This is a genomic window from Rhizobium sp. AB2/73 (assembly GCF_020871915.1).
Classification (GTDB): Bacteria; Pseudomonadota; Alphaproteobacteria; order Rhizobiales; family Rhizobiaceae; genus Rhizobium; species Rhizobium dioscoreae.
The window spans coordinates 1,387,963-1,410,607 of record NZ_CP067071.1; the positions used below are offsets into that span (position 1 = coordinate 1,387,963).

Annotated in this window: 22 protein-coding genes; 19 read left to right on the top strand and 3 right to left on the bottom strand. The window is 60.0% G+C overall.

Annotated elements, in window-relative coordinates; translation table 11 throughout:
• Window positions 1–149: 149 nt before the first annotated feature.
• Window positions 150–2,618, top strand: coding sequence for a ComEC/Rec2 family competence protein (locus I8E17_RS07015; RefSeq protein ID WP_113366753.1), 2,469 nt, complete (start codon window positions 150–152; stop codon window positions 2,616–2,618).
• Here the strand turns inward: I8E17_RS07015 and lexA are convergent.
• Window positions 2,599–3,321 carry a transcriptional repressor LexA gene (gene lexA, locus I8E17_RS07020; protein ID WP_069612100.1) on the bottom strand — a complete coding sequence of 241 codons (723 nt, stop codon included), beginning with the start codon at window positions 3,319–3,321 and terminating at the stop codon, window positions 2,599–2,601. The genes I8E17_RS07015 and lexA overlap by 20 nt on opposite strands.
• Window positions 3,322–3,740: 419 nt before the next feature.
• Here lexA and I8E17_RS07025 point away from each other — a divergent pair, with 419 nt between their 5' ends.
• From I8E17_RS07025 to I8E17_RS07095, 15 genes are all read left to right on the top strand, one after another.
• A complete protein-coding gene (locus I8E17_RS07025; protein WP_113366754.1) occupies window positions 3,741–4,628 on the top strand; it encodes a VOC family protein in 888 nt (295 codons plus the stop codon).
• Window positions 4,625–5,464: a 3-deoxy-8-phosphooctulonate synthase gene (kdsA, locus tag I8E17_RS07030; protein WP_069612102.1), complete on the top strand. Its 840-nt coding sequence runs from the start codon at window positions 4,625–4,627 to the stop codon at window positions 5,462–5,464. Before I8E17_RS07025 ends, kdsA begins: the two co-directional genes overlap by 4 nt.
• Before the next feature lie 148 nt (window positions 5,465–5,612).
• The gene (gene eno / locus I8E17_RS07035; RefSeq protein ID WP_069612103.1) at window positions 5,613–6,887 is read left to right on the top strand and encodes a phosphopyruvate hydratase; all 1,275 of its coding nucleotides are present in this window, start codon (window positions 5,613–5,615) and stop codon (window positions 6,885–6,887) included.
• Window positions 6,888–7,105: 218 nt separating this feature from the next.
• Window positions 7,106–7,417 carry a septum formation initiator family protein gene (locus I8E17_RS07040; RefSeq protein ID WP_069612104.1) on the top strand — a complete coding sequence of 104 codons (312 nt, stop codon included), beginning with the start codon at window positions 7,106–7,108 and terminating at the stop codon, window positions 7,415–7,417.
• Between the two features lie 157 nt (window positions 7,418–7,574).
• Entirely contained in the window at window positions 7,575–8,618 is a 1,044-nt protein-coding gene (pdhA, locus tag I8E17_RS07045) for a pyruvate dehydrogenase (acetyl-transferring) E1 component subunit alpha (RefSeq protein WP_069612105.1), read from the top strand.
• A 16-nt stretch (window positions 8,619–8,634) separates the two neighbouring features.
• Complete coding sequence (locus tag I8E17_RS07050) at window positions 8,635–10,017, top strand: pyruvate dehydrogenase complex E1 component subunit beta (protein ID WP_219510736.1); 1,383 nt, start codon at window positions 8,635–8,637, stop codon at window positions 10,015–10,017.
• Between the two features lie 15 nt (window positions 10,018–10,032).
• Window positions 10,033–11,394: a pyruvate dehydrogenase complex dihydrolipoamide acetyltransferase gene (locus I8E17_RS07055; protein ID WP_069612107.1), complete on the top strand. Its 1,362-nt coding sequence runs from the start codon at window positions 10,033–10,035 to the stop codon at window positions 11,392–11,394.
• Window positions 11,395–11,419: 25 nt separating this feature from the next.
• On the top strand, window positions 11,420–12,061 hold the full coding sequence (locus I8E17_RS07060; protein WP_069612108.1) for an SGNH/GDSL hydrolase family protein: 642 nt from the start codon (window positions 11,420–11,422) through the stop codon (window positions 12,059–12,061).
• 52 nt (window positions 12,062–12,113) lie between these two features.
• Entirely contained in the window at window positions 12,114–13,559 is a 1,446-nt protein-coding gene (lpdA, locus tag I8E17_RS07065; protein WP_069612109.1) for a dihydrolipoyl dehydrogenase, read from the top strand.
• Between the two features lie 55 nt (window positions 13,560–13,614).
• A complete protein-coding gene (locus I8E17_RS07070; protein ID WP_069612110.1) occupies window positions 13,615–13,869 on the top strand; it encodes a GlsB/YeaQ/YmgE family stress response membrane protein in 255 nt (84 codons plus the stop codon).
• A 69-nt stretch (window positions 13,870–13,938) separates the two neighbouring features.
• The gene (locus I8E17_RS07075; RefSeq protein WP_037201967.1) at window positions 13,939–14,187 is read left to right on the top strand and encodes a GlsB/YeaQ/YmgE family stress response membrane protein; all 249 of its coding nucleotides are present in this window, start codon (window positions 13,939–13,941) and stop codon (window positions 14,185–14,187) included.
• A gap of 36 nt (window positions 14,188–14,223) precedes the next feature.
• Window positions 14,224–15,195: a lipoyl synthase gene (gene lipA / locus I8E17_RS07080; protein ID WP_069612111.1), complete on the top strand. Its 972-nt coding sequence runs from the start codon at window positions 14,224–14,226 to the stop codon at window positions 15,193–15,195.
• Window positions 15,196–15,351: 156 nt separating this feature from the next.
• Window positions 15,352–15,945 (top strand): AAA family ATPase, encoded by a 594-nt coding sequence (locus I8E17_RS07085; RefSeq protein WP_069612112.1) that lies wholly within the window; start codon window positions 15,352–15,354, stop codon window positions 15,943–15,945.
• A 9-nt stretch (window positions 15,946–15,954) separates the two neighbouring features.
• On the top strand, window positions 15,955–16,548 hold the full coding sequence (locus I8E17_RS07090) for an AAA family ATPase (RefSeq protein WP_069612113.1): 594 nt from the start codon (window positions 15,955–15,957) through the stop codon (window positions 16,546–16,548).
• A 9-nt stretch (window positions 16,549–16,557) separates the two neighbouring features.
• Entirely contained in the window at window positions 16,558–17,004 is a 447-nt protein-coding gene (locus I8E17_RS07095; protein WP_069612295.1) for a type II toxin-antitoxin system RatA family toxin, read from the top strand.
• Between the two features lie 12 nt (window positions 17,005–17,016).
• Here the strand turns inward: I8E17_RS07095 and I8E17_RS07100 are convergent, their stop codons facing one another.
• Together I8E17_RS07100 and I8E17_RS07105 are read right to left on the bottom strand one after the other, a co-directional pair.
• A complete protein-coding gene (locus I8E17_RS07100) occupies window positions 17,017–17,514 on the bottom strand; it encodes a CinA family protein (RefSeq protein WP_069612114.1) in 498 nt (165 codons plus the stop codon).
• Window positions 17,511–18,731: a bifunctional 2-C-methyl-D-erythritol 4-phosphate cytidylyltransferase/2-C-methyl-D-erythritol 2,4-cyclodiphosphate synthase gene (locus tag I8E17_RS07105; RefSeq protein ID WP_069612296.1), complete on the bottom strand. Its 1,221-nt coding sequence runs from the start codon at window positions 18,729–18,731 to the stop codon at window positions 17,511–17,513. Before I8E17_RS07105 ends, I8E17_RS07100 begins: the two co-directional genes overlap by 4 nt.
• A gap of 219 nt (window positions 18,732–18,950) precedes the next feature.
• Here I8E17_RS07105 and dusB point away from each other — a divergent pair, with 219 nt between their 5' ends.
• From dusB to ntrC, 3 genes are read left to right on the top strand one after another with little or no spacing between them, the layout of a single operon-like run.
• Window positions 18,951–19,979: a tRNA dihydrouridine synthase DusB gene (gene dusB, locus I8E17_RS07110; protein ID WP_069612115.1), complete on the top strand. Its 1,029-nt coding sequence runs from the start codon at window positions 18,951–18,953 to the stop codon at window positions 19,977–19,979.
• On the top strand, window positions 19,976–21,133 hold the full coding sequence (locus I8E17_RS07115; protein WP_069612116.1) for a nitrogen regulation protein NR(II): 1,158 nt from the start codon (window positions 19,976–19,978) through the stop codon (window positions 21,131–21,133). Before dusB ends, I8E17_RS07115 begins: the two co-directional genes overlap by 4 nt.
• Window positions 21,130–22,581 carry a nitrogen regulation protein NR(I) gene (gene ntrC, locus I8E17_RS07120; RefSeq protein WP_015339828.1) on the top strand — a complete coding sequence of 484 codons (1,452 nt, stop codon included), beginning with the start codon at window positions 21,130–21,132 and terminating at the stop codon, window positions 22,579–22,581. The genes I8E17_RS07115 and ntrC overlap by 4 nt, the downstream gene beginning before the upstream one ends.
• Window positions 22,582–22,645: the final 64 nt, after the last annotated feature.

Genomic DNA, 22,645 nt, shown 5'->3' on the forward strand with positions numbered 1-22,645 from the left:
CACTGCAGAAGCGCCTTTAATTATGTTAGGCGGCGAAACCGGCCCAATTGAGCCTGCTTGCGTCGATTTTGGTTGAATTCACCGCCTGCTGACGGCAAAAATCGCGCGAAAGCTGTAGTTTTGCGTGGGGACGGCGGCGAGTGCCTAATTTGGAGGCATCCGAGCAGCGGAAAGAGGGTGGGGACGTCGCTGCGCTCTCGCAGCCTCGCCCTGTTGTTGCCACGAATACCTTCCCCGCCGAAGTGCCGCGAGGGGAACGGACGCAGGACCAGACGCGGCTGACATCCCGGCTGTTGCGGATATCAAGCCGCATTCGGCTTGGCACCTTCAGATTGATTGAAGAGGAGGCGGCTCATGGTCGCGCGATCCTGCTCGCGCCGATCTATATGGGCCTTGGTGCAATTTTCTGGTTCAAGGCTGGCAGCGATCCGCCTCCACAGGCTGTTCTTGCAGGCCTGTTGGTCTTTACCTGTGGCTTTGCGCTCATGCGGGAGGCAGGCAGGCTGTTTCGCCATCTGCTTTTTGCAGGCATGCTCCTTTGCCTGGGCATGGCGCTGGCGCAATGCGAGAGCTGGCGGGTTTCTACCGTCATGCTCGATTCGGTCGTGACCACGACCGTGACCGGTCAGATCGAACGACGGGAATCCTATGACAATGGACGCTGGCGCTATGTCATTCGTGTCGAGGCAACGGAAAAACCTTCCATTCGCCGCGCGCCGCAGCGGGTTACGATCTTCGTGCGCAAGCAGGCGGAGCCGTTCGATCTCGGTGATCGCATCCAGGGTAGGGCGCGGTTGACGCCGCCGGCCGGACCGGCCTTGCTTGGCCTCAATGATTTCGCCTTCAGTTCCTATTTCAATGGTATCGGTGCGAACGGCTTTGCCTACGGAATGCCGAAATTATTGTCTCCGGCCGGTGATAATGCCGCCGGTTCTCTGATGGATATGGCCGATATCTGGCTCGCCGGCCTGCGCAACAGCATAGGCGACAGGATCAGGCAAACCTTGCCGGGAGATACCGGCGCCTTTGCAGCGGCGCTTGTCACCGATGAGCGACGTGCGATCTCGAAGGATACGACCGAAGCCCTGCGAATTGCCGGCCTGACCCACATCATTGCAATTTCCGGCCTCAACATGGCGCTATCGGCCGGCATCTTCTATGTCGGTCTGCGATATCTGTTCAGCCTGTTTCCCGGTGTCGCGCAGGCTTGGCCGACCAAGAAGTTCGCAGCCCTCGGCGCGCTTCTCACTGTTACGGCCTATTATCTCATCTCCGGCTTCGGCGTGTCTGCCGAGCGTGCCTTCATCATGATGGCGATCATGCTTGTGGCCGTGCTTTTCGATCGGCCATCGATCAGTCTGCGCAACGTCGCACTTTCTGCCATTGTCATTCTTGTACTGTCGCCGTCGCAAGTGCTCGGCCCGAGCTTCCAGATGTCTTATGCCGCAACGCTGGCGCTGGTGTCGGGCTATTCGCTCTGGAAACGGCGGCGGCATCGTGAAAACATCCTGCCGCGCCTCCGTGTACTAAGTCCGCTATTGTTCGTCACGCGTTTCTTCGCAGGCGTGACGTCGACTTCGTTCATCGGTGGCGCATCGACCGCTATCTTCTCGATCGAGCATTTTCACCGATTGGCGACATATGGGCTTGCTGCCAATCTCGCCGCTATGCCCATCGTCTCCTTCATCGTCATGCCATTCGGCATGGCGGCGATGCTGCTCATGCCGCTCGGTCTCGACGGGCCTTTCTGGAAAGTCACCGGAGAGGGACTGGAACTCGTTATCATGATCGCAAGAACCGTAGCCGGTTGGGGAGGCGATATTACCTTCGGTCGCCAGCCGGCCTGGCTGATGCCGACATTCATTATCGGCTTCCTGATCATGAGCATATTGCGGACCCGGCTTCGCCATCTGGGCCTGCTATTATCGCTCTTGTCCATGGGCTTGGCGGCATTCGGACCTGGCGTACCGAAACCCGACCTGATGATCTCCGAAGATGGCGTCCTGGTCGCGTTGCGCCAGGACGATATACTCGCGACCAATCGCGAGAGACCGCAGGCCTTCATTTTCGAACAATGGCAAAAGGCACTGGTCGCGGCGGACCATCAGCCTCCGACTATGCTCCCGGCTGACAGCCGACTTCCACAAATCGGTAAGGCAGATCGTTATAAGCGATTGAACAGTGAAGAACAGAAGGCGGTCCGCGTCGCAATGGAGGAGGCCTTGGACCGTACCATGCAGGGCAGTTTCGCCTGCCAGAAAGGAGCATGGTGCGCGGCCATGCTTGAAAACGGCGCGATATTGGTCACTATCGAAAACGCGGCCTACCTGCCCGCGGCTTGCGACACGGGGAACATTATCGTGACGCCAATCCGGCTACGGCTCGACCATTGCCGTTCCGGAGCGATGCTCATAACCGGTGCGACATTGCGCAAAACCGGCTCCATCGAAATGGCGCTTACCGCAGACAAGCCCATTATCTCAGCCGCATTCGAGGATCCGCAGCGTCCGTGGACCAGGCATCGAACCTATGATTGGCGCACCGGCAAATTCGACGCGCCAATTGCGCCAGCGTCACCCGCCGTCGACAATTCACCGGTCAGTGATAGCGACGAATAAGGCCAACGAGCTTGCCTTGAACTTTGACGCGGTCCGGTCCGAAGATGCGGGTTTCATAGGCCGGGTTTGCGGCTTCCAGCGCGATGGAGGCACCCTTGCGGCGGAAGCGCTTCAGCGTCGCTTCTTCGTCGTCGACGAGTGCAACGACGATATCGCCGGGATTAGCCGTCGTCGAATTGCGGATGATGACCGTGTCGCCGTCGAAAATTCCGGCATCGATCATCGAATCCCCTCGAACTTCAAGCGCATAATGTTCGCCGGATCCGAGCATGTCGGCGGGAACGGTAATATCGTGCGTATTGTTCTGGATGGCTGAGATCGGAACGCCGGCAGCGATGCGGCCCATCACCGGCACCGATGCCGAGCTATTGTGATCGTCATTTGCCACCTTCGACGGAGCGGGCGGGGCAACGGGCTGCGGCTTGCCGAGGCTGCCCTCGATAACGCTCGGTGAAAAGCCGCGGCGCTGCTGCAGGCTCGAATTATAGGCGTCGGGAAGCTTGATGACTTCGAGCGCTCTGGCCCGGTTCGGCAGCCGACGGATGAAGCCCCGCTCCTCCAGCGCCGTGATCAGGCGATGGATGCCGGATTTCGATGCCAGATCCAATGCATCCTTCATCTCGTCGAAGGATGGCGGAACACCGGATTCCTTCATGCGTTCATGAATGAAGAGAAGCAGTTCCTGCTGCTTGCGCGTCAACATCGTCTTGGAACCCCAGAATCAAGAAAAGCTGCGAAACAAATCCAGAACGGACACTATATGTTCCATATGTGTTCCGCAAGTGCTTAAATTTCGGTAAAGCCTTGTGAGGTCAGTTAAATAATTGCCATTTGCGAATGGATCGGCTCGGAACATCGGCGCGCTATATCTCCGTTAACCTGCAGAAAAATAAGAGAAATGCCGTTCTACTCGCTTCCAGGACTTTGTTGTTCAGCCCGTGCGCCGAGCATTTGGATGAACAGGCCGCGCGGCTGCATGAGCCGGCCATGGGAGAGAATCGGCAATCACGTTTGCGAGATTGCCTTCGATCCATGTCGTGTGCTCCGGGTGTTCCATGCTTCCATCTTGAATTGCGCGGGGGATGGGCGCAAATCTGCTGCCACAAGCAAACGGGAGAAGCCATGATTTCGTCTCCGCATCCGCTGGATCACCTCGTGCTGCCAACCGTCGACATCGCTTTGGCGCGCGAGCGCCTCGGCAAGCTCGGTTTTACGGTGGCTCCGGATGCGCGCCATCCCTTTGGCACACAGAATGCCTGCGTCTTTCTTGCCGATAAAACCTATTTAGAGCCTCTGGGCGTGGCATCGACGGAGCAGTGCGAGAAGAGCATCTTGGATGGCAACGTTTTCGTTGCTCGTGACCAGGCTTATCGCTTCCGGGTCGGCGAAAATGGCTTTTCGACCGTGGTATTCGGTACGGATGATGCGGTGGCGGATGACAAGCGCTTCAAAGAGGCGGCGATTTCTGCGGGACAGATGCTGGATTTCTCCCGTCCCATGAAGATGCCGGACGGCACCGAAACCACAGCCGGCTTTCGTCTTGCCTTTGCCGCTGATCTGCGTGCGCCGGATTTTCTCGCCTTCTGCTGTCAACGCATCAATCCCCTTCCGGCTGACAGAAGCGTGCTGGAGCGCCATGAAAACGGGGTGACCGGCATCGCGCGCGTGGCGCTTTCCGCGCCGCAGCCATCAGCCTATCGCCGCTTCTTTGAAGACGTTGTCGGCAACCCACAAATAACGGAGCATTCCTTCGGTTTGACCGTCAAGGCAGCTAACGCCGATCTCGAGATTTTGACGCCGGAAGGCATGGAGGCCTTCTATGACCTGCCTGTTTCTGCTGACGATCCGGGACTCAGGGCACGTGCAATCCTTTTCAAGACGCGCGATCTTTCCGTGACATCGTCGCATTTCACTGCTAACGGCGTCACCTATACGCGTAAGAACAATCGTCTATTGGCGAGGTTGGCGCCCGGTGAGGGCGCGTTGTTCGCCTTTGAGGAGACAAAATGAGCACAAATTCCGAAGTCACCGTCGGCGAGGGTGCCTCCAAGGTCCTTTTTTCCAATACTGCAAAACTGTCGCTTATCGCCGGCCCCTGTCAGATGGAAAGCCGCGATCATGCGTTCATGGTTGCGGGCGTCCTGAAGGAACTCTGCGGCAAGCTCGGCATCGGCCTTGTCTACAAGTCCTCCTTCGACAAGGCGAACCGCACATCGCTGTCGGGCAAGCGTGGCATCGGCCTGGAAAAGGCGCTGGAAGTCTTTGAAGACCTGAAGAAGGAATATGGCTTTCCGGTCCTGACCGACATCCACACGGAAGAGCAGTGCGCCATCGTTTCCAAGACGGTCGATATCCTGCAGATCCCGGCTTTCCTGTCGCGCCAGACCGATCTTCTGGTTGCCGCCGCCAAGACCGGCCGCGTGGTCAATGTCAAGAAGGGCCAGTTCCTGGCGCCATGGGACATGAAGAACGTGCTTGCCAAGCTGAACGATAGCGGCAATCGGAATATTCTTCTCTGCGAGCGCGGTGCCTCCTTCGGCTACAACACGCTGGTCTCGGATATGCGCTCGCTGCCGATCATGGCGGCGATGGGCGCGCCCGTCATCTTCGATGCGACCCATTCCGTGCAGCAGCCTGGCGGGCAGGGCGGCTCGACCGGCGGCGACCGCCGCTTCGTCGAGACACTGGCGCGCGCGGCCGTCGCCGTCGGCGTTGCCGGTCTTTTCGTCGAGACGCATGAGGATCCCGACAATGCACCGTCCGACGGCCCGAACATGGTCTATCTGAAGGATATGCCACGGCTTCTGGAGAAGCTGCTGGCCTTCGACGCCATCGCCAAGGCTTGAAACGTAGCCGGCATTCAACAGGCTGACATGAATTTACGTTACGGGCCTGCAGGAGTGCCAAATCGCGGCGCGGATCGCCATTGTAATTTCCGCGCCTTCGACTAATACGATTTAAATCGATTTATAAACCAGCGAGCAGGAAACTATCATGACCGCAATCACCGACATTATCGCCCGCGAAATTCTCGACAGCCGTGGCAATCCGACTGTCGAAGTCGATGTCTACCTCGAAGATGGCAGCTTGGGCCGCGCGGCTGTACCGTCGGGCGCGTCGACCGGCGCGCATGAAGCCGTCGAGCTTCGCGATGGCGGCAAGCGCTATCATGGCAAGGGTGTCGAGAAGGCCGTCGAAGCTGTCAACTCGGAAATCTTCGACGCCATCGGCGGCATGGACGCCGAAAACCAGATCCAGCTCGACAACATCATGATCGAACTCGACGGCACGCCGAACAAGTCACGCCTCGGCGCCAACGCCATCCTCGGTGTCTCGCTCGCCATCGCCAAGGCTGCTGCCCAGAGCGCCAACCTGCCGCTCTACCGCTATGTCGGCGGCGCTCATGCGCGCTTGCTGCCGGTTCCGATGATGAACATCATCAACGGCGGCGCTCATGCCGATAACCCGATCGACTTCCAGGAATTCATGATCCTGCCGATCGGCGCTGACTCGATCCGCGAAGCCGTCCGCATGGGTTCGGAAGTCTTCCACGTCCTTAAGAAGGAACTGGCATCGCAGGGCCACAACACCAACGTCGGTGACGAAGGTGGTTTCGCACCGGGCCTTTCCAGCGCCCCGGCAGCTCTCGACTTCATCATGAAGTCCATCGAGAAGGCCGGCTACAAGCCGGGCGACGAAATCGCTCTCGGCCTCGATTGCGCCTCGACCGAATTCTTCAAGGACGGCAAGTACGTGCTCGAAGGCGAAGGCCGCACGCTGGAATCCGGCGCCATGGCTGAATACCTCGCAGAACTCGCAGCCAAGTACCCGATCGTATCGATCGAAGACGGCATGGCTGAAGACGACTGGGAAGGCTGGAAGACGCTGACCGACTTGATCGGCAAGAAGACCCAGCTCGTCGGCGACGACCTGTTCGTCACCAATTCCGCTCGCCTGCGCGACGGTATCCGCATGGGCGTTGCCAACTCGATCCTCGTCAAGGTCAACCAGATCGGCTCGCTGACCGAAACTCTCGACGCAGTCGAAACCGCGCACAAGGCCAACTACACCGCCGTCATGTCGCACCGCTCGGGCGAAACGGAAGATTCCACGATCGCAGATCTCGCCGTTGCCACCAACTGCGGCCAGATCAAGACCGGCTCGCTGTCGCGCTCCGACCGTCTTGCCAAGTATAACCAGCTCATCCGCATCGAGGAAGCACTCGGCCCACAGGCAAAATATGCCGGCCGCTCCATCCTTCGTGGCTGATATCTGACCTGTCGGATCCATCCGGATCCACGGCAAAATTATTACTTGGATTGAACCGCGCTTTCGGGCGCGGTTTTTTGTTGGTCCCGACTGTTAGAGTCAACGGACGGTTAATCTCTACGGGTTAAATTAGCTCTAGGTGTTTGATTTGATGTGATCTTGTTCGAAGCGCATTGGCTTTCGGGAGATCGCGGAAAGCCAGAGCGTGACGAGCGAGTATGTGGACAAAGTATCATAAGAAGAGAAGGTTCGGCCGTCTCATCCTTCCCGCCATCACCATCGCTTTTGTGAGCTACTTCGGTTATCATTGCATTCATGGCGATTACGGCCTGAAGGCGACCGAGGTTTTCGAGAAGCGCCGCATCGATCGTGCAAAGGAATTGGCTGAGCTTGTCGCCAAGCGCGAACACCTTGAAAAGGAGGTCGCGCTGTTGAGTGACGGCTCTCTGGATAAGGATATGCTCGATCAGTATGCACGCTATCAGTTGACCTATTCCAAGGCGAACGAGATCGTCATCTTCAACAAATAGCCATAATTAACCGAATTCCGGTTAATCGCGTTTTTGCAAGTTACATCAATGACTTGCGAAGAATATGAGCCATGCAATTATAGCATTGCTGTGGCGGGCAATCTTCCCTATGTTACGCCTCACCATAAAACGAGGCTACTCACACAGGGAGGGTTGAATGGCGCCGCGAAAAAACGCGACCGTTTCCAGCCGTAAGACAGCATCAAGGCCTGCCAAGGAAACCAATGGCGGCCCGATCGCAGATTTCGATCGTGATGCGGAGCTCAAGGCTTACCGTGAGATGCTCCTGATCCGCCGCTTTGAAGAGAAGGCCGGCCAGCTTTACGGCATGGGCTTCATCGGCGGCTTCTGTCACCTTTACATCGGCCAGGAAGCTGTCGTCGTCGGCATGCAGATGGCGCTGAAGGATGGCGATCAGGTCATCACCGGCTATCGCGACCACGGCCATATGCTGGCGACCGGCATGAGCGCCCGTGGCGTCATGGCCGAGCTCACCGGACGCCAGGGCGGCTATTCCCGAGGGAAGGGCGGCTCCATGCACATGTTCTCCAAGGAAAAGAATTTCTACGGCGGCCACGGCATCGTCGGCGCCCAGGTTTCGCTTGGCACCGGTCTCGGCTTCGCCAATTGGTACCGCGGCAATGACAATGTCAGCGTTGCCTATTTCGGTGACGGCGCCGCCAACCAGGGCCAGGTCTACGAAAGCTTTAACATGGCGCAGCTCTGGAAGCTGCCCGTTATCTTCGTGATCGAAAACAACCGCTACGCCATGGGCACCTCGACGGCTCGCGCCACCGCGCAGGCGGATTTCTCCAAGCGCGGTGCGTCCTTTGGCATTCCCGGCATACAGGTCGACGGCATGGACGTCCGCGCCGTCAAGGCCGCGGCTGACGAAGCCGTCGCGCATTGCCGCTCCGGCAAAGGCCCGATCATCCTGGAAATGCTGACCTACCGTTACCGTGGTCACTCCATGTCCGACCCGGCGAAGTACCGCTCCAAGGACGAAGTGCAGAAGATGCGCTCCGAGCACGACCCGATCGAGCAGGTCCGTGTTCGCCTGCTCGAAAAGGGCTGGGCGAGCGAAGACGATCTGAAGGATATCGACAAGGATGTCCGCGACATCGTCGCAGACAGCGCCGATTTCGCCCAGAACGATCCTGAGCCGGATGCATCCGAGCTCTACACCGACATTCTGCTCTAAATCGGGGAGGGACACTATGCCCATCGACATTCTCATGCCCGCCCTTTCTCCGACGATGGAAGAGGGTACCCTTTCGAAATGGCTCAAGAAGGAAGGCGACAAGGTCGTTTCCGGTGACGTCATTGCCGAAATCGAAACCGACAAAGCCACCATGGAAGTGGAAGCCGTCGACGAAGGCACGATCGGCAAGCTGCTGATCGATGCTGGCACCGAAGGCGTCAAGGTCAACACCAAGATCGCCATCCTCTTGCAGGACGGCGAATCCGCCGATGCCATTTCGTCCGCCAAGGCTGCTCCCGCTGCCGAGCCGGCAAAGACCGAAGCTCCTGCCGCCGCTCCGGCGCCGGCCGCTGCTCCCGTTCCGGCCCAGCCGAAGGCCGTTGCTCCTGCCGATCCGGAAATTCCGGGCGGCACGGAGATGGTGTCGATGACGGTGCGTGAAGCACTGCGCGACGCCATGGCCGAAGAAATGCGCGCCAACCCGGACGTCTTCGTCATGGGTGAAGAAGTCGCCGAATATCAGGGCGCCTACAAGGTGACCCAGGGTCTGCTTCAGGAATTCGGCGCACGCCGCGTGATCGACACCCCAATCACCGAGCATGGTTTTGCCGGTATCGGCGTCGGTGCCGCGATGGCCGGTCTTCGCCCGATCGTCGAATTCATGACCTTCAACTTCGCCATGCAGGCGATCGACCAGATCATCAACTCCGCCGCCAAGACGCTCTATATGTCCGGTGGCCAGATGGGCGCTCCGATCGTCTTCCGCGGCCCGAACGGCGCGGCAGCGCGCGTCGGCGCTCAGCACAGCCAGGACTATGCGGCCTGGTATAGCCACATTCCGGGCCTCAAGGTCGTCATGCCCTACACGGCAGCCGACGCCAAGGGTCTGCTCAAGGCTGCCATCCGCGATCCGAACCCGGTCATCTTCCTTGAAAACGAAATCCTCTATGGTCAGCATTTTGATGTGCCGAAGCTGGATAATTTCGTTCTACCGATCGGCAAGGCCCGCATCCACCGTCCGGGCAAGGACGTCACGGTCGTCTCCTTCGGCATCGGCATGACCTATGCGACCAAGGCCGTCGCCGAGCTGGAAGCCCAGGGCATCGATGTCGAACTCATCGACCTGCGCACCATCCGCCCGATGGATCTTCCGACGATCATCGAATCGGTCAAGAAGACCGGCCGCCTGGTCACCGTCGAGGAAGGCTATCCGCAGTCCTCCGTCGGCACGGAAATCGCCACCCGCGTCATGCAGCAGGCCTTCGATTATCTCGATGCGCCGATCCTGACGATCGCCGGCAAGGACGTACCCATGCCATACGCCGCCAACCTCGAAAAGCTGGCGCTCCCGAGCGTCGCCGAAGTGGTCGATGCGGTGAAGGCCGTTTGCTACAAATAAGGGGAGGGCTCATCGATGCCTATCAACATCACCATGCCTGCCCTCTCGCCGACCATGGAAGAGGGCAACCTCGCCAAGTGGCTGGTCAAGGAAGGCGACAAGATCAAGTCCGGCGATGTCATCGCCGAGATCGAGACTGACAAGGCAACGATGGAAGTCGAGGCTGTCGATGAGGGCACGGTCGCTAAGATCGTCGTTCCTGCCGGCACCGAGGGCGTGAAGGTAAACGCCCTGATCGCCGTGCTTGCCGCCGATGGCGAAGATGTCGCCGCTGCAGCGTCCGGCGCTGGCGCCGCTGCTGTTCCGGCCGCGAAGGAAGCTCCGAAGGCGGAAGCAGCACCTGCTGCGGCCCCGGCTCCGGCAAGCGTTTCTGCTCCTGCCGCACCCGCCCCGGCTCCCGCTGCATCGGCTCCGGCAGCGAACGACGGTCATCGCACCTTCGCTTCGCCGCTCGCTCGCCGTCTTGCCAAGGAAGCCGGCATCGATGTGGCGGCAGTCTCCGGCACGGGTCCGCATGGCCGCGTCGTCAAGAAGGACATCGAAGCTGCTGTTTCCGGCGGCACGGCCAAGGCTGCGCCTGCAGCAGCACCCGCTGCACAGCCGGCAGCAGCCGCTGCCCCGGCGGCACCGAAGGGCATGTCCGACGATGCCGTCCTCAAGCTGTTCGAGCAGGGTTCCTACGAGCTCGTGCCGCATGACGGCATGCGCAAGACCATCGCCAAGCGCCTGCAGGAATCCAAGCAGACGATCCCGCACTTCTACGTCTCGGTCGATTGCGAACTCGACGCGCTGCTGGCGCTCCGCACGCAGCTCAACGATTCCGCTCCGAAGTCGAAGGATGGCGTTCCGGCCTACAAGCTCTCGGTCAACGACATGGTCATCAAGGCCCTGGCGCTGGCGCTGCGCGATGTTCCGGATGCCAACGTCTCCTGGACCGACAGCGCCATGGTCAAGCACAAGCATGCCGATGTCGGCGTCGCCGTGTCCATTCCGGGCGGCCTGATCACGCCGATCATCCGCAGCGCCGAGCAGAAGACGCTCTCCACCATCTCCAACGAGATGAAGGACTACGGCAAGCGCGCCAAGGAGCGCAAGCTGAAGCCCGAGGAGTATCAGGGCGGTACGACGGCCGTGTCGAACATGGGCATGATGGGCGTCAAGAACTTCGCCGCCGTCGTCAACCCGCCGCATGCGACCATTCTCGCCGTCGGCGCTGGCGAACAGCGCGTCGTCGTCAAGAAGGGCGAAATGGTGATTGCCAACGTGATGACCGTCACGCTGTCGACCGACCATCGCGCCGTCGACGGTGCGCTCGGTGCCGAGCTTCTGGCTGCCTTCAAGGGCTACATCGAAAATCCGATGGGGATGCTCGTCTGAGCCTTGTTGTGACACGGAGGCATGAATGACCAAGACTGTTCTATGTTACGGCGACTCGCTGACATGGGGCTACAGTGCCGAAACGGTCGGCCGTCATGCCTATGAAGATCGGTGGCCGAGTGTCTTGCAAAAGGCGCTCGGCAACCAGGTGCGCGTGATCCCGGAGGGGTTGAACGGCCGCACGACGGCGTTTGACGATCATCTCGCCGATTGCGACCGCAACGGCGCGAGAATCCTGCCGACGATCCTCCAGACCCACAATCCGCTCGATCTCGTCATTATCATGCTCGGCACCAACGACATGAAGCCGGTTGTTGCCGGTTCGGCCTTTGCCGCTCTGCAGGGCATCAGCCGCTTGGTCCAGCTGGTGCGCAATCATGCCTGGGGGTTCGACTACGAGGTGCCCGATATCCTCATTGTCGCCCCGCCGGCAATCACCGAGACAGCCAATGCCGCCTTTGCGGCAAGCTTTCTCGGCGCGGTCAAGGAATCGAGCAAGCTGCCGACGCTCTATAGCGATCTGGCCGATGAGCTTGGCTGCGGCTTTTTCGATGCCAATACAGTCGCCGTCACCACGCCGCTGGATGGCGTTCATCTCGATGCGGAAAACACCCGGGCGCTCGGTCGCGGCCTCGAGCCGATCGTGCGGATGATGCTCGGTCTCTGATAGATTCAAGGCGCCGGCTTCGATCCGCCGCCACCAATAAGGCAGGAAACACATGGCTGAGAATTACGACGTCATTATCATCGGCTCCGGTCCGGGCGGTTATGTCGCCGCCGTGCGCGCCGGCCAGCTTGGCCTGAAGACCGCGATCGTCGAGCGCGAGCACCTAGGCGGCATCTGCCTCAACTGGGGCTGCATTCCCACGAAGGCACTGCTCCGTTCGGCTGAAATTCTCGACCATTCCAACCATCTGAAGGACTACGGCCTTGTTCTCGAAGGCAAGGTGAGCCCGGATGTGAAGGCCGTGGTTGCGCGCTCGCGCGGCGTCTCTGCCCGTTTGAACACCGGCGTCGGTTTCCTGATGAAGAAGAACAAGGTCGACGTGATCTGGGGCGAAGCCAAGATTACCAAGCCAGGCGAAATCGTCGTCGGCAAGTCGACCAAGCCGGTCGTCGAGCCACAGCATCCGGTGCCGAAGAACGTCAAGGGCGAGGGCACCTACACCGCCAAGCACATCATCGTCGCGACCGGCGCCCGTCCGCGTGCACTGCCCGGCATCGAGCCGGATGGCAAGCTGATCTGGACCTATTTCGAAGCGTTGAAGCCGGATTTCCTGCCCAAGTCGCTGCTCGTCATGGGCTCGGGCGCGATCGGCATCGAATTCGCGAGCTTCTATCGCTCCATGGGCGTCGACGTTACCGTCGTCGAAGTCATGCCGACGATCATGCCGGTCGAGGATGCCGAAATTTCCGGCATCGCTCGCAAGCAGCTGGAAAAGCGTGGCCTGAAGATCTTCACCAAGGCGAAGGTCACGAAGGTCGAGAAGGCCGCTAACAGCATCACCGCCCATGTCGAGACGGAAGACGGCAAGGTGCAGCAGATCGTTGCCGACCGCATGATCTCGGCCGTCGGTGTCCAGGGCAACATCGAGAATCTCGGCCTCGAGGCGCTCGGCGTGAAGACCGACCGTGGCTGCGTCGTCATCGATGGCTACGGCAAGACTAATGTCCCCGGCATTTACGCCATCGGCGACGTTGCCGGCCCGCCGATGCTTGCCCACAAGGCCGAGCACGAGGGCGTCGTCTGCATCGAGAAGATCGCAGGCCTGCCGAATGTTCATCCGACCGACAAGGGCAAGGTTCCGGGCTGCACCTATTGCCAGCCGCAGGTTGCCTCCGTCGGCCTGACCGAAGCCAAGGCCAAAGAACTCGGCCGTGATATCCGCGTCGGCCGCTTCTCCTTCACCTTTAACGGCAAGGCGATCGCGCTTGGCGAGGATCAGGGCCTCTGCAAGGTCATCTTCGACAAGAAGACCGGCGAACTTCTCGGTGCGCATATGGTCGGCGCCGAAGTGACCGAACTGATCCAGGGCTTTGTGGTCGCCATGAACCTGGAGACGACGGAAGAAGAGCTGATGCACACGATCTTCCCGCATCCGACCGTTTCTGAAACGATGAAGGAAGCCGTGCTGGATGCCTACGGCCGGGTGCTGAACGCTTGATAATTTCCTGCCATGCCCTTTATCCAGGGGGTGGAAAATAGGAAAGGAAATCAACATGTCTATCACGGCGGAAGGTTGGATCGTCTTTCTTCTCATCGGGCTGGTCGCGGGTTTCCTCGCGAGCCTGATCGTTGGAGGAGGCGGGCTCATCAGTTGCCTGGTGAGCGGCGTGATCGGCGCTTTCGTGGGCGGTTTCCTATTCCATTATTTCGGGATATCGCTCGGCATTGAAAATGCGCTTGTGGTGGAGATCATCCATGCCACAGTCGGCGCGATCATCGTGGTGCTCTTGGCGAGATTGATCGCCTAGAGCATCATCACTTAGACGCAAGGCGATACCCGACGGAACTGTCCTGAAGGGTGCCCGAACGAGGGTTTGATGGAAAGCGTAGGTTGGCTGGGTCTGATCATCATCGGCGGTCTTGCGGGCTGGCTCGCGGGCAAGCTGATGGATGCGCGTTACGGTATCATCCTGAACATCATCCTCGGCATTGCCGGTTCGGTCGTGGCTGCAGCGCTGATGGTGGCCCTGCATGTCGGCGTTCCCGGCGGCCGGCTTGGCTTTTTCATCACCGGTTTCATCGGTGCATGCATTCTGATATTCCTCGCCAAATTCGCTCGGCGATGAAGGGCCGCATTTCAAGCGGCGGAAAGTAGACGTTCCATGGTCACGATTCTCGATACGATCAACCCGGACGCCAAACGCGTACGACACCCGGAAAAGGCGCATCGGCCGGATACGGAAGTCCTGCGCAAGCCGGACTGGATCCGCGTGAAGGCGCCGACATCGAAGGGGTATGCCGAAACCCGCTCGATCGTGAAGGAGCACAAGCTCGTCACGGTCTGCGAGGAGGCGGGCTGCCCGAATATCGGCGAGTGCTGGGACAAGAAGCACGCCACCTTCATGATCATGGGCGAGATCTGCACGCGCGCCTGCGCTTTCTGCAACGTCGCGACCGGCAAACCGAATGCGCTCGACATGGCCGAGCCGGAAAATGTCGCCAAGGCCGTCAAGCAGATGGGCCTCAGCCACGTCGTCATAACCTCGGTCGACCGCGACGATCTGGAGGACGGCGGCGCCGAGCATTTCGAGAAAGTCATCTGGGCGATCCGCGCGGCCTCGCCCTCGACCACGATCGAGATCCTGACGCCAGACTTCCTGAAAAAGCCGGGCGCTTTGGAGCGCGTCGTCGCTGCCAAGCCCGACGTCTTCAACCACAATCTGGAAACCGTGCCCGGCAATTACCTAAAGGTTCGCCCCGGCGCGCGCTACTTCCACTCCGTCCGCTTGCTGCAGCGGGTCAAGGAACTTGATCCCACCATGTTCACCAAGTCTGGCATCATGGTCGGCCTCGGCGAGGAGCGCAACGAAGTGCTGCAGCTGATGGACGACCTGCGCACGGCCGATGTCGACTTCCTGACCATCGGCCAGTATCTGCAGCCGACGCGCAAGCATCATCAGGTCATGAGCTTCGTCACGCCGGAAGAGTTCAAGTCCTATGAGACGGTGGCCTACAGCAAGGGCTTCCTGATGGTCGCTTCCAGCCCGCTGACGCGCTCCTCGCACCACGCCGGCGACGATTTCGAGCGTCTGCGCGCAGCGCGCGAAAAGAAGCTGCTGCTGGCCGCCGAATAAACCGAAGAAGAATTCATTTTGGCATTCGAAAGAACCGCGGCGATTGTGCCGCGGTTTTTGTTCGCGCTGTCATCTCTTTGTCATTGACGCGGCCTAGGAACACGCCGCCGTTTGTCACCGGGATCGGCACTTTCGATTCGATTATGGAGCTGGACCGTGGAGCAGATCGTCGCGCCGCATGCGCTCGTCCGTGCCATCGATATCGATGAGGCGGCCCGCATCCTCGAAAAGGCAGGCCGTATTCTCATCGTGGGCTGCTCCGGCACAGGCAAGAGCACGCTCGCGCAGGCCATCGCGTCGCTGCGTGGGTTGACCTATGTTTCGATGGATCGCGACATCTTCTGGCTGTCAGGCTGGAAATCGCGCCCGCGCCCGGAAGCGATCGCGTTGATCGAGCAGGCGGTTGCCGGGCCGCGCTGGATCATGGACGGCAACAGCCCCGGAACCTTGCCCTTGCGGTTGCCGCGCACCGACCTGGTCATATGGCGACGGCCGCCGCGGCATGTGGCTCTACGCGGCGTCATTTCGCGCTGGCTGCGCTACCGCGGACGGTCGCGGCCCGAAATGGCGCCCGGATGCCCCGAGCGGCTGGACTGGAAATTCCTGCGCTACATCTGGACCTTCGAGCGTGACGAAGCGCCGCAGTTTCAGGAGATGCTCGAGCGACACGGCGGCGATGTGCCTGTCGTGACGCTCAAATCCTACCGCGACGGCGAGGAATTGCTGTCCCGTCTCCGAGGCAAGAGCTGAGAGGCTCCCATGGATCAGCTTATGACGCCGTCGCCGCGTAACGAAGTGCGCGATCTCACCGAAGCAGCCGATTATATCCGCAGGGCGAACCGAATCCTCGTCATAGGCTGCTCCGGCGGCGGTAAGTCGACCCTTTCGCAGAAGATTGCCGCCCGCTTCGACCTTGCCTGTGTATCGATCGATCGTGACGTTTTGTGGCTGCCGGGCTGGGTTCAGCGCGATAGGGACGAGCAGCGCGCCATCATCGTTGCCAAAGTGCAGGGTGAGCGATGGCTCATGGATGGCACGAATCCCTCCACCTTCGACATACGCCTGCCGCGTACTGATTTGGTCATATGGGTGCGGATGCCTCGCCTACTATGCATCTGGGGTGCTCTTTCTCGCTGGATCAAGTGGGTGGGTCGCACGCGCCCGGAAATGGCACCGGGTTGCATCGAGAAAGTCGATTGGGAGTTTCTGCGCTTCATCTGGACATTTGAGGAAAAATTCACGCCTAGGGTCCTTGCCGGGCTTGTCGAGCACGGCCCCAATGTGCCGGTTTTACAGCTGAAATCCCGCGGCGAAATGCGTCAGCTTCTTGATCTTCTCGGCCGTGCTGCTTAATTGCGGATCATGCCTCAGTTTGAAACTCATCGCCCCGTTCCGCATTCGCCCGACCAGATGTTCGACCTCGTTGCCGATGTGGAGCGCTATCCGGAATTCCTGCCGCTTTGTGAGGCGCTCACAGTTCGCAGCCGCAAGGAGCGGGACGGCAAGACCTTGCTCGTTGCCGATATGACAGTCGGGTATAAGGCCATCCGCGAGACGTTCACCACACAGGTGCTGCTGAACAAAGCGGAGCGCGCGATCGACGTGAAATACATCGACGGACCGTTCAAATATCTCGACAATCGCTGGCGCTTTCAGCCGGCGGAGAATGGCGGCAGCGTCATAGACTTCTTCATCGACTACGAGTTCAAGAGCCGCATTCTCGGCGCTTTGATGGGATCGATGTTCGATCGGGCCTTCCGTATGTTCACGGATGCCTTCGAGACGCGCGCGAACAAAATCTATGCCTGAAGCCGCGGCCGGTCATTGAGCGAGCGTGACGAGCATCTCCAACGCCGTCCGTAGCGTGGCGAGCCGAACTTTGTCACGGCCGATATCACCATAGCGCATTTCACGATGGATCAGCATACCGCTGCGCGTCTTGGCGGCGATGTGGACGAGCCCGACGGGCTTTTCGGCGGAGCCGCCGCCAGGGCCGGCAATACCGGTTACCGCTACGGCAAAATCGGCCCGGGAGCGGAAGAGGGCGCCATGCGCCATCTGCAGGGCCGTTTCCTTTGACACAGCGCCAAACTGCGCCAACGTCTGCTCCTGAACGCCGAGCATCTCCATCTTGGCAGTATTGGTATAGGTGACGAAGCCGCGATCGACGACAGCGGACGAGCCTGGAATTTCCGTCAGGGCGCCGGCAATCAGCCCGCCGGTGCAGGATTCGGCTGTGGCGACCATCCAGCCCTTTGCCGTGAAATCCGTCACGATCGTTTGCGCCAGAGCGAGAATCTCATCGGGGAAATGCATTATGCCTTGCCTCCGCGATAGACCACAGTCGCTGTCGCGATGGCTGCGATGCCTTCACGGCGGCCGACGAAGCCGATCTTCTCGTTTGTCGTTGCCTTGACTGAACACCGATCGATGCTGATGCCGAGGAATTCGGAAAGCTTGGCGCGCATGACGTCACGATGCGGCCCGACCTTCGGCGCCTCGGCAATCAGCGAAACGTCAGCATTCATGATGGTGCCGCCGCGTTCGCGCACGATCTTTGCCGCGTGCTCGATGAAGATGCGCGATGGTGCACCCTTCCATTGCGGATCGGAGGGCGGAAAATGATCGCCGATATCGCCGGCGCCGCAGGTGGCGAGAAGCGCGTCCGTCAGCGCGTGCAGGGCGACATCGGCGTCCGAATGCCCCTTCAGCTTCTGGTCATGCGGAATGAACACGCCACAGAGGGTAACACCATCACCGGGCTCCAGCTGGTGGACGTCATAGCCGTTGCCGGTGCGAACGTCAGGCAGCAGGCCGGAACTCAGCTTTTCGTCGGCCATGGCAATATCCCTCTTGATCGTCAGCTTCACATTGTCGGCGCTGCCGATCACCAATATCACCGGCAGGTTACACCATTCCGCGATTGCCGCATCGTCGGTGAAATCGGTCCTGCCGTCGGTTTCGGCTCTCTCGTGTGCGGCGAGAATATCGGCCAAGCGGAAGGATTGCGGCGTCTGGGCAGCATGAAGCTCAGCGCGAGGCACAGTATCGACGACAAGCCCTTCCGCATTGCCGCGCTTCAGCGTGTCGGTGACAGGCATGGCCGGCAGCACCGCCGGCACGCCACTCGCCAGCGCTGAGGCCACTCGCTCAAGCAGATCATGATCGAAGAAGGGGCGCACGGCATCGTGGATCATCACGTGCGTGACGCCGCTATCTCTCAATGCGCGCAGCCCGGCAAGCACGGATTGCTGGCGAGTCGCCCCGCCAAAGGCGATCTCGATCTCAGGCAGGCCTGGAACCTGCTTCAGCGCCGCACGCAGCAGCTTCTCATCGTCACGATGGATGACGACGACGATCTTCGACGCCTTTGGCCATGTCACGAATTTTTCAAGCGTATGCGCAATAACCGCTCTGCCGCCGATCGGGCGATATTGCTTGGGGCCTTCTTCCGGGGAGCCCGCCCGTTCGCCGCGCCCGGCGGCAACGATCACGATTCCCACCGACAACGGTTGCTTTGAATGCATTTGCGTCATAAACCCCCGAAGGATGAAAGGCTCCGTCTGCGCCATGGCTTTGAAAAGCGTAGAGCTTTTTGAATAAGCACATGCTAAATAGATCGCCAAAACGGGATCCTGCTCCAGCAGGGTCTATCGCCTCGACCGAGTATTTTCCAGCATCTGCCCAAAAAATATCAGGATTCTTCGAAACCCCTTGGCAAACTTTCAAAGCGTGTCTAAAAATAGTGCAGATGTATGGTGTGCCCGAAAGATAATCATTTGCTTTCTTCCAAGCTCGCAGCTCCATTTTCCATCGGTTCCGTATCCATCCGGAATCGTGTGATCCTGGCACCGATGTCGGGCGTGACCGATCTTCCTTTTCGGCAGCTCGCTTTACGCTATGGCGCCGGCCTGGTCGTCACGGAAATGGTCGCTAGTCGTGAGCTGGTTCAGGATACGGCCGAATCCTGGGCGCGTTTGAAGAGCGCCGGCTTGAAGCCGCATATGGTCCAGCTCGCGGGCCGTGAAGCGCATTGGATGGCCGAGGCTGCAAAGATCGCCGCGGATAATGGCGCCGATATCATTGATATCAATATGGGATGCCCAGCCAAGAAGGTGATTGGCGGCTATTCGGGTTCGGCGCTGATGCGTGACCCGGACCATGCGCTGACATTGATCGAAGCGACCGTAAGTGCGGTGGACGTTCCCGTGACGCTGAAGATGCGGCTCGGCTGGGACGAGAATTCCATCAATGCGCCTCATATCGCGCGTCGCGCCGAAGAGGCCGGTGTTCAGCTCGTCACCATTCACGGCCGCACGCGCATGCAGTTCTACGAGGGCAGGGCGGATTGGGACGCGATCCGCGCCGTGCGCGACGCGATCTCCATTCCGCTTGTCGCCAATGGCGATGTCGAAATGGCCGGGGATGCGCAGGAAATCCTGCGTCGCTCCGGCGCGGACGCGGTCATGATCGGCCGCGGCTGTCAGGGCCGTCCATGGCATGCGGGTGTGCTGGCAGGGCATCGAGAGCCCAGCCGCGATGAGATCGTCGAGATCGCGCTCGAACATTATCGCATGATGCTGGAGTTCTATGGCGAAGCGGTCGGCATTCGCCATGCCCGCAAGCATCTTGCCTGGTATCTCGATCGCTACGCGCCGGCGACGGCAGGTGCCGACAAGGCAAAAATCATGACGTCGAAAGAGAGCGGCGAGGTGGCTGTATCCTTTCAAGCAGCGCTGCAGGCAGGCGCTGATCTCGCTCACCGCATTCAGGAGGCTGCATGACTTCGAAAACCAGCTTCGGCGCCGGTGATACCTCGGCGAACTCTGTCGCCATGGCGGTTCTCAACGCGATCCAGAATCCTGTCGTCATGGTCGACGAGGCGGGTTTGATTGCCTTCGCCAACTGGGAGGCGGAAGCCTTCTTCGGCGCCAGCGCCTCGCATCTGTCGCGCTATAAGATTTCGAGCTTCATTCCTTTCGGCAGCCCTTTGCTGGCGCTCATCGACCAGGTGCGCGAGCGCCGGGCGCCTGTCAACGAATACCGCGTCGATCTGAGCTCGCCACGTCTCGGACAGGACAAGCTGGTGGATCTCTATGTTGCGCCGGTTTCCAGCGATCCCGGCTCTGTGGTTGTGGTGTTCCAGGAGCGCTCCATGGCCGACAAGATCGACCGGCAACTGACACATCGTGCCGCAGCCCGCTCGGTCACGGGCCTTGCCTCCATGCTGGCGCATGAGATCAAGAACCCGCTGTCAGGTATTCGCGGCGCCGCGCAGTTGCTCGAACAATCGGTCGAGGATGACGATCGCGCGCTGACGCGCCTCATATGCGACGAGACGGATCGCATCGTCTCGCTGGTCGACCGTATGGAGGTTTTCTCCGACGAACGGCCCGTCGATCGCGTCCCCGTCAACATCCACTCCGTGCTCGATCATGTGAAGGCCGTCGCTAAGGCCGGCTTTGCCCGAAACATCAAGATCTCAGAGAATTATGACCCATCCCTGCCGGCGGTCTTCGCAAATCGGGATCAGCTCGTGCAGGTCTTCCTCAATCTCGTGAAAAACGCCGCTGAAGCGGTCGGCGACCGTCAGGATGGCGAGATCATGCTGACGACCGCCTATCGCCCGGGCATCCGGCTTTCGGTTGCCGGCACGCGCGAGAAGATCTCGCTGCCGCTGGAATTCTGCGTCATCGACAATGGTCCGGGCGTGCCGGCCGATCTCGTGCCGCATCTTTTCGATCCGTTCATCACCACCAAGACGAACGGAACCGGCCTCGGCCTTGCGCTGGTCGCCAAGATCATCGGCGACCACGGCGGCATCGTCGAATGCGACAGCCAGAACCATCGCACCACTTTCCGTGTTTTGATGCCTGCCTCCAAAGGCATCACCTCAGAAGATGCCCCACTTCCGAACTCTACAGGGACTACTCGATGACAGCCACGATCCTTGTCGCCGATGACGATGCGGCCATCCGCACCGTGCTCAACCAGGCTTTGAGCCGCGCGGGTTACGATGTACGCATCACATCGAACGCCGCCACGCTCTGGCGTTGGGTCTCCGCCGGCGAAGGCGACCTTGTCGTAACCGACGTCGTCATGCCCGACGAAAATGCATTCGATCTGCTGCCCCGCATCAAAAAGGCGAGGCCGGATCTGCCTGTTCTGGTCATGAGTGCGCAGAACACCTTCATGACGGCCATCAAGGCATCGGAGAAGGGCGCCTACGATTATCTCCCGAAGCCCTTCGACCTGACCGAACTGATCGCGATCGTCGGCCGCGCTTTGTCGGAGCCGAAGCGCAAGCCGGCAAAAATCGATGACGACATGCAGGACGGTATGCCGCTTGTCGGCCGATCCGCCGCCATGCAGGAAATCTACCGCGTGCTCGCACGCCTGATGCAGACCGATTTGACGCTGATGATCACCGGCGAATCCGGTACCGGTAAGGAATTGGTAGCGCGTGCCCTGCATGATTACGGCAAGCGCCGTAACGGTCCCTTTGTCGCCATCAACATGGCGGCCATCCCGCGCGACCTGATCGAATCCGAACTGTTCGGCCACGAGAAGGGCGCCTTCACCGGCGCGCAGACCCGCTCGACGGGCCGCTTCGAACAGGCAGAAGGCGGCACGTTGTTCCTCGACGAAATCGGCGATATGCCGATGGATGCGCAAACGCGCCTGCTGCGCGTGCTGCAGCAGGGCGAATATACCACCGTCGGCGGCCGCACCCCGATCCGCACCGACGTCCGCATCGTCGCCGCCACCAACAAGGACCTGAAGCAGGCCATCAATCAGGGCCTCTTCCGCGAGGACCTCTATTACCGCCTCAATGTCGTGCCGCTGCGCCTGCCGCCGCTGCGCGACCGCGCCGAGGATATTCCCGATCTGGTGCGTCATTTCATCCAGCAGGCTGAGAAAGAGGGGCTTGGTTCCAAGCGTTTCGATCAGGAAGCGCTCGAACTCATGAAGGCCTATCCCTGGCCGGGCAACGTCCGTGAGCTCGAAAACCTCATACGCCGCTTGATGGCGCTCTATCCGCAGGATGTCATCACCAAGGAGATCATCGACGCGGAATTGCGCGCCGACGTACCCGACAGCCCGATCGAGAAAGGCCCGGTCCGCACCGGCTCCATGACCATTGCGCAGGCGGTGGAGGAGAATATGCGGACCTATTTCGCCAGTTTTGGCGAGAACCTGCCGCCGCCGGGCCTCTACGACCGCGTGTTGACCGAAATGGAATACCCGCTGATTCTCGCCGCCCTGACCGCCACACGCGGTAATCAGATCAAGGCGGCCGATCTTTTGGGCCTCAACCGCAATACGCTGCGCAAAAAGATCAGAGAACTGGGTGTTTCGGTTTACAGAAGCTCCCGCACGGCTTGACAACGCAATTCGATGCGTTGCATTTTCGCCACAATGCGTTGCTTAAAGGTCACGCAGCAGATTC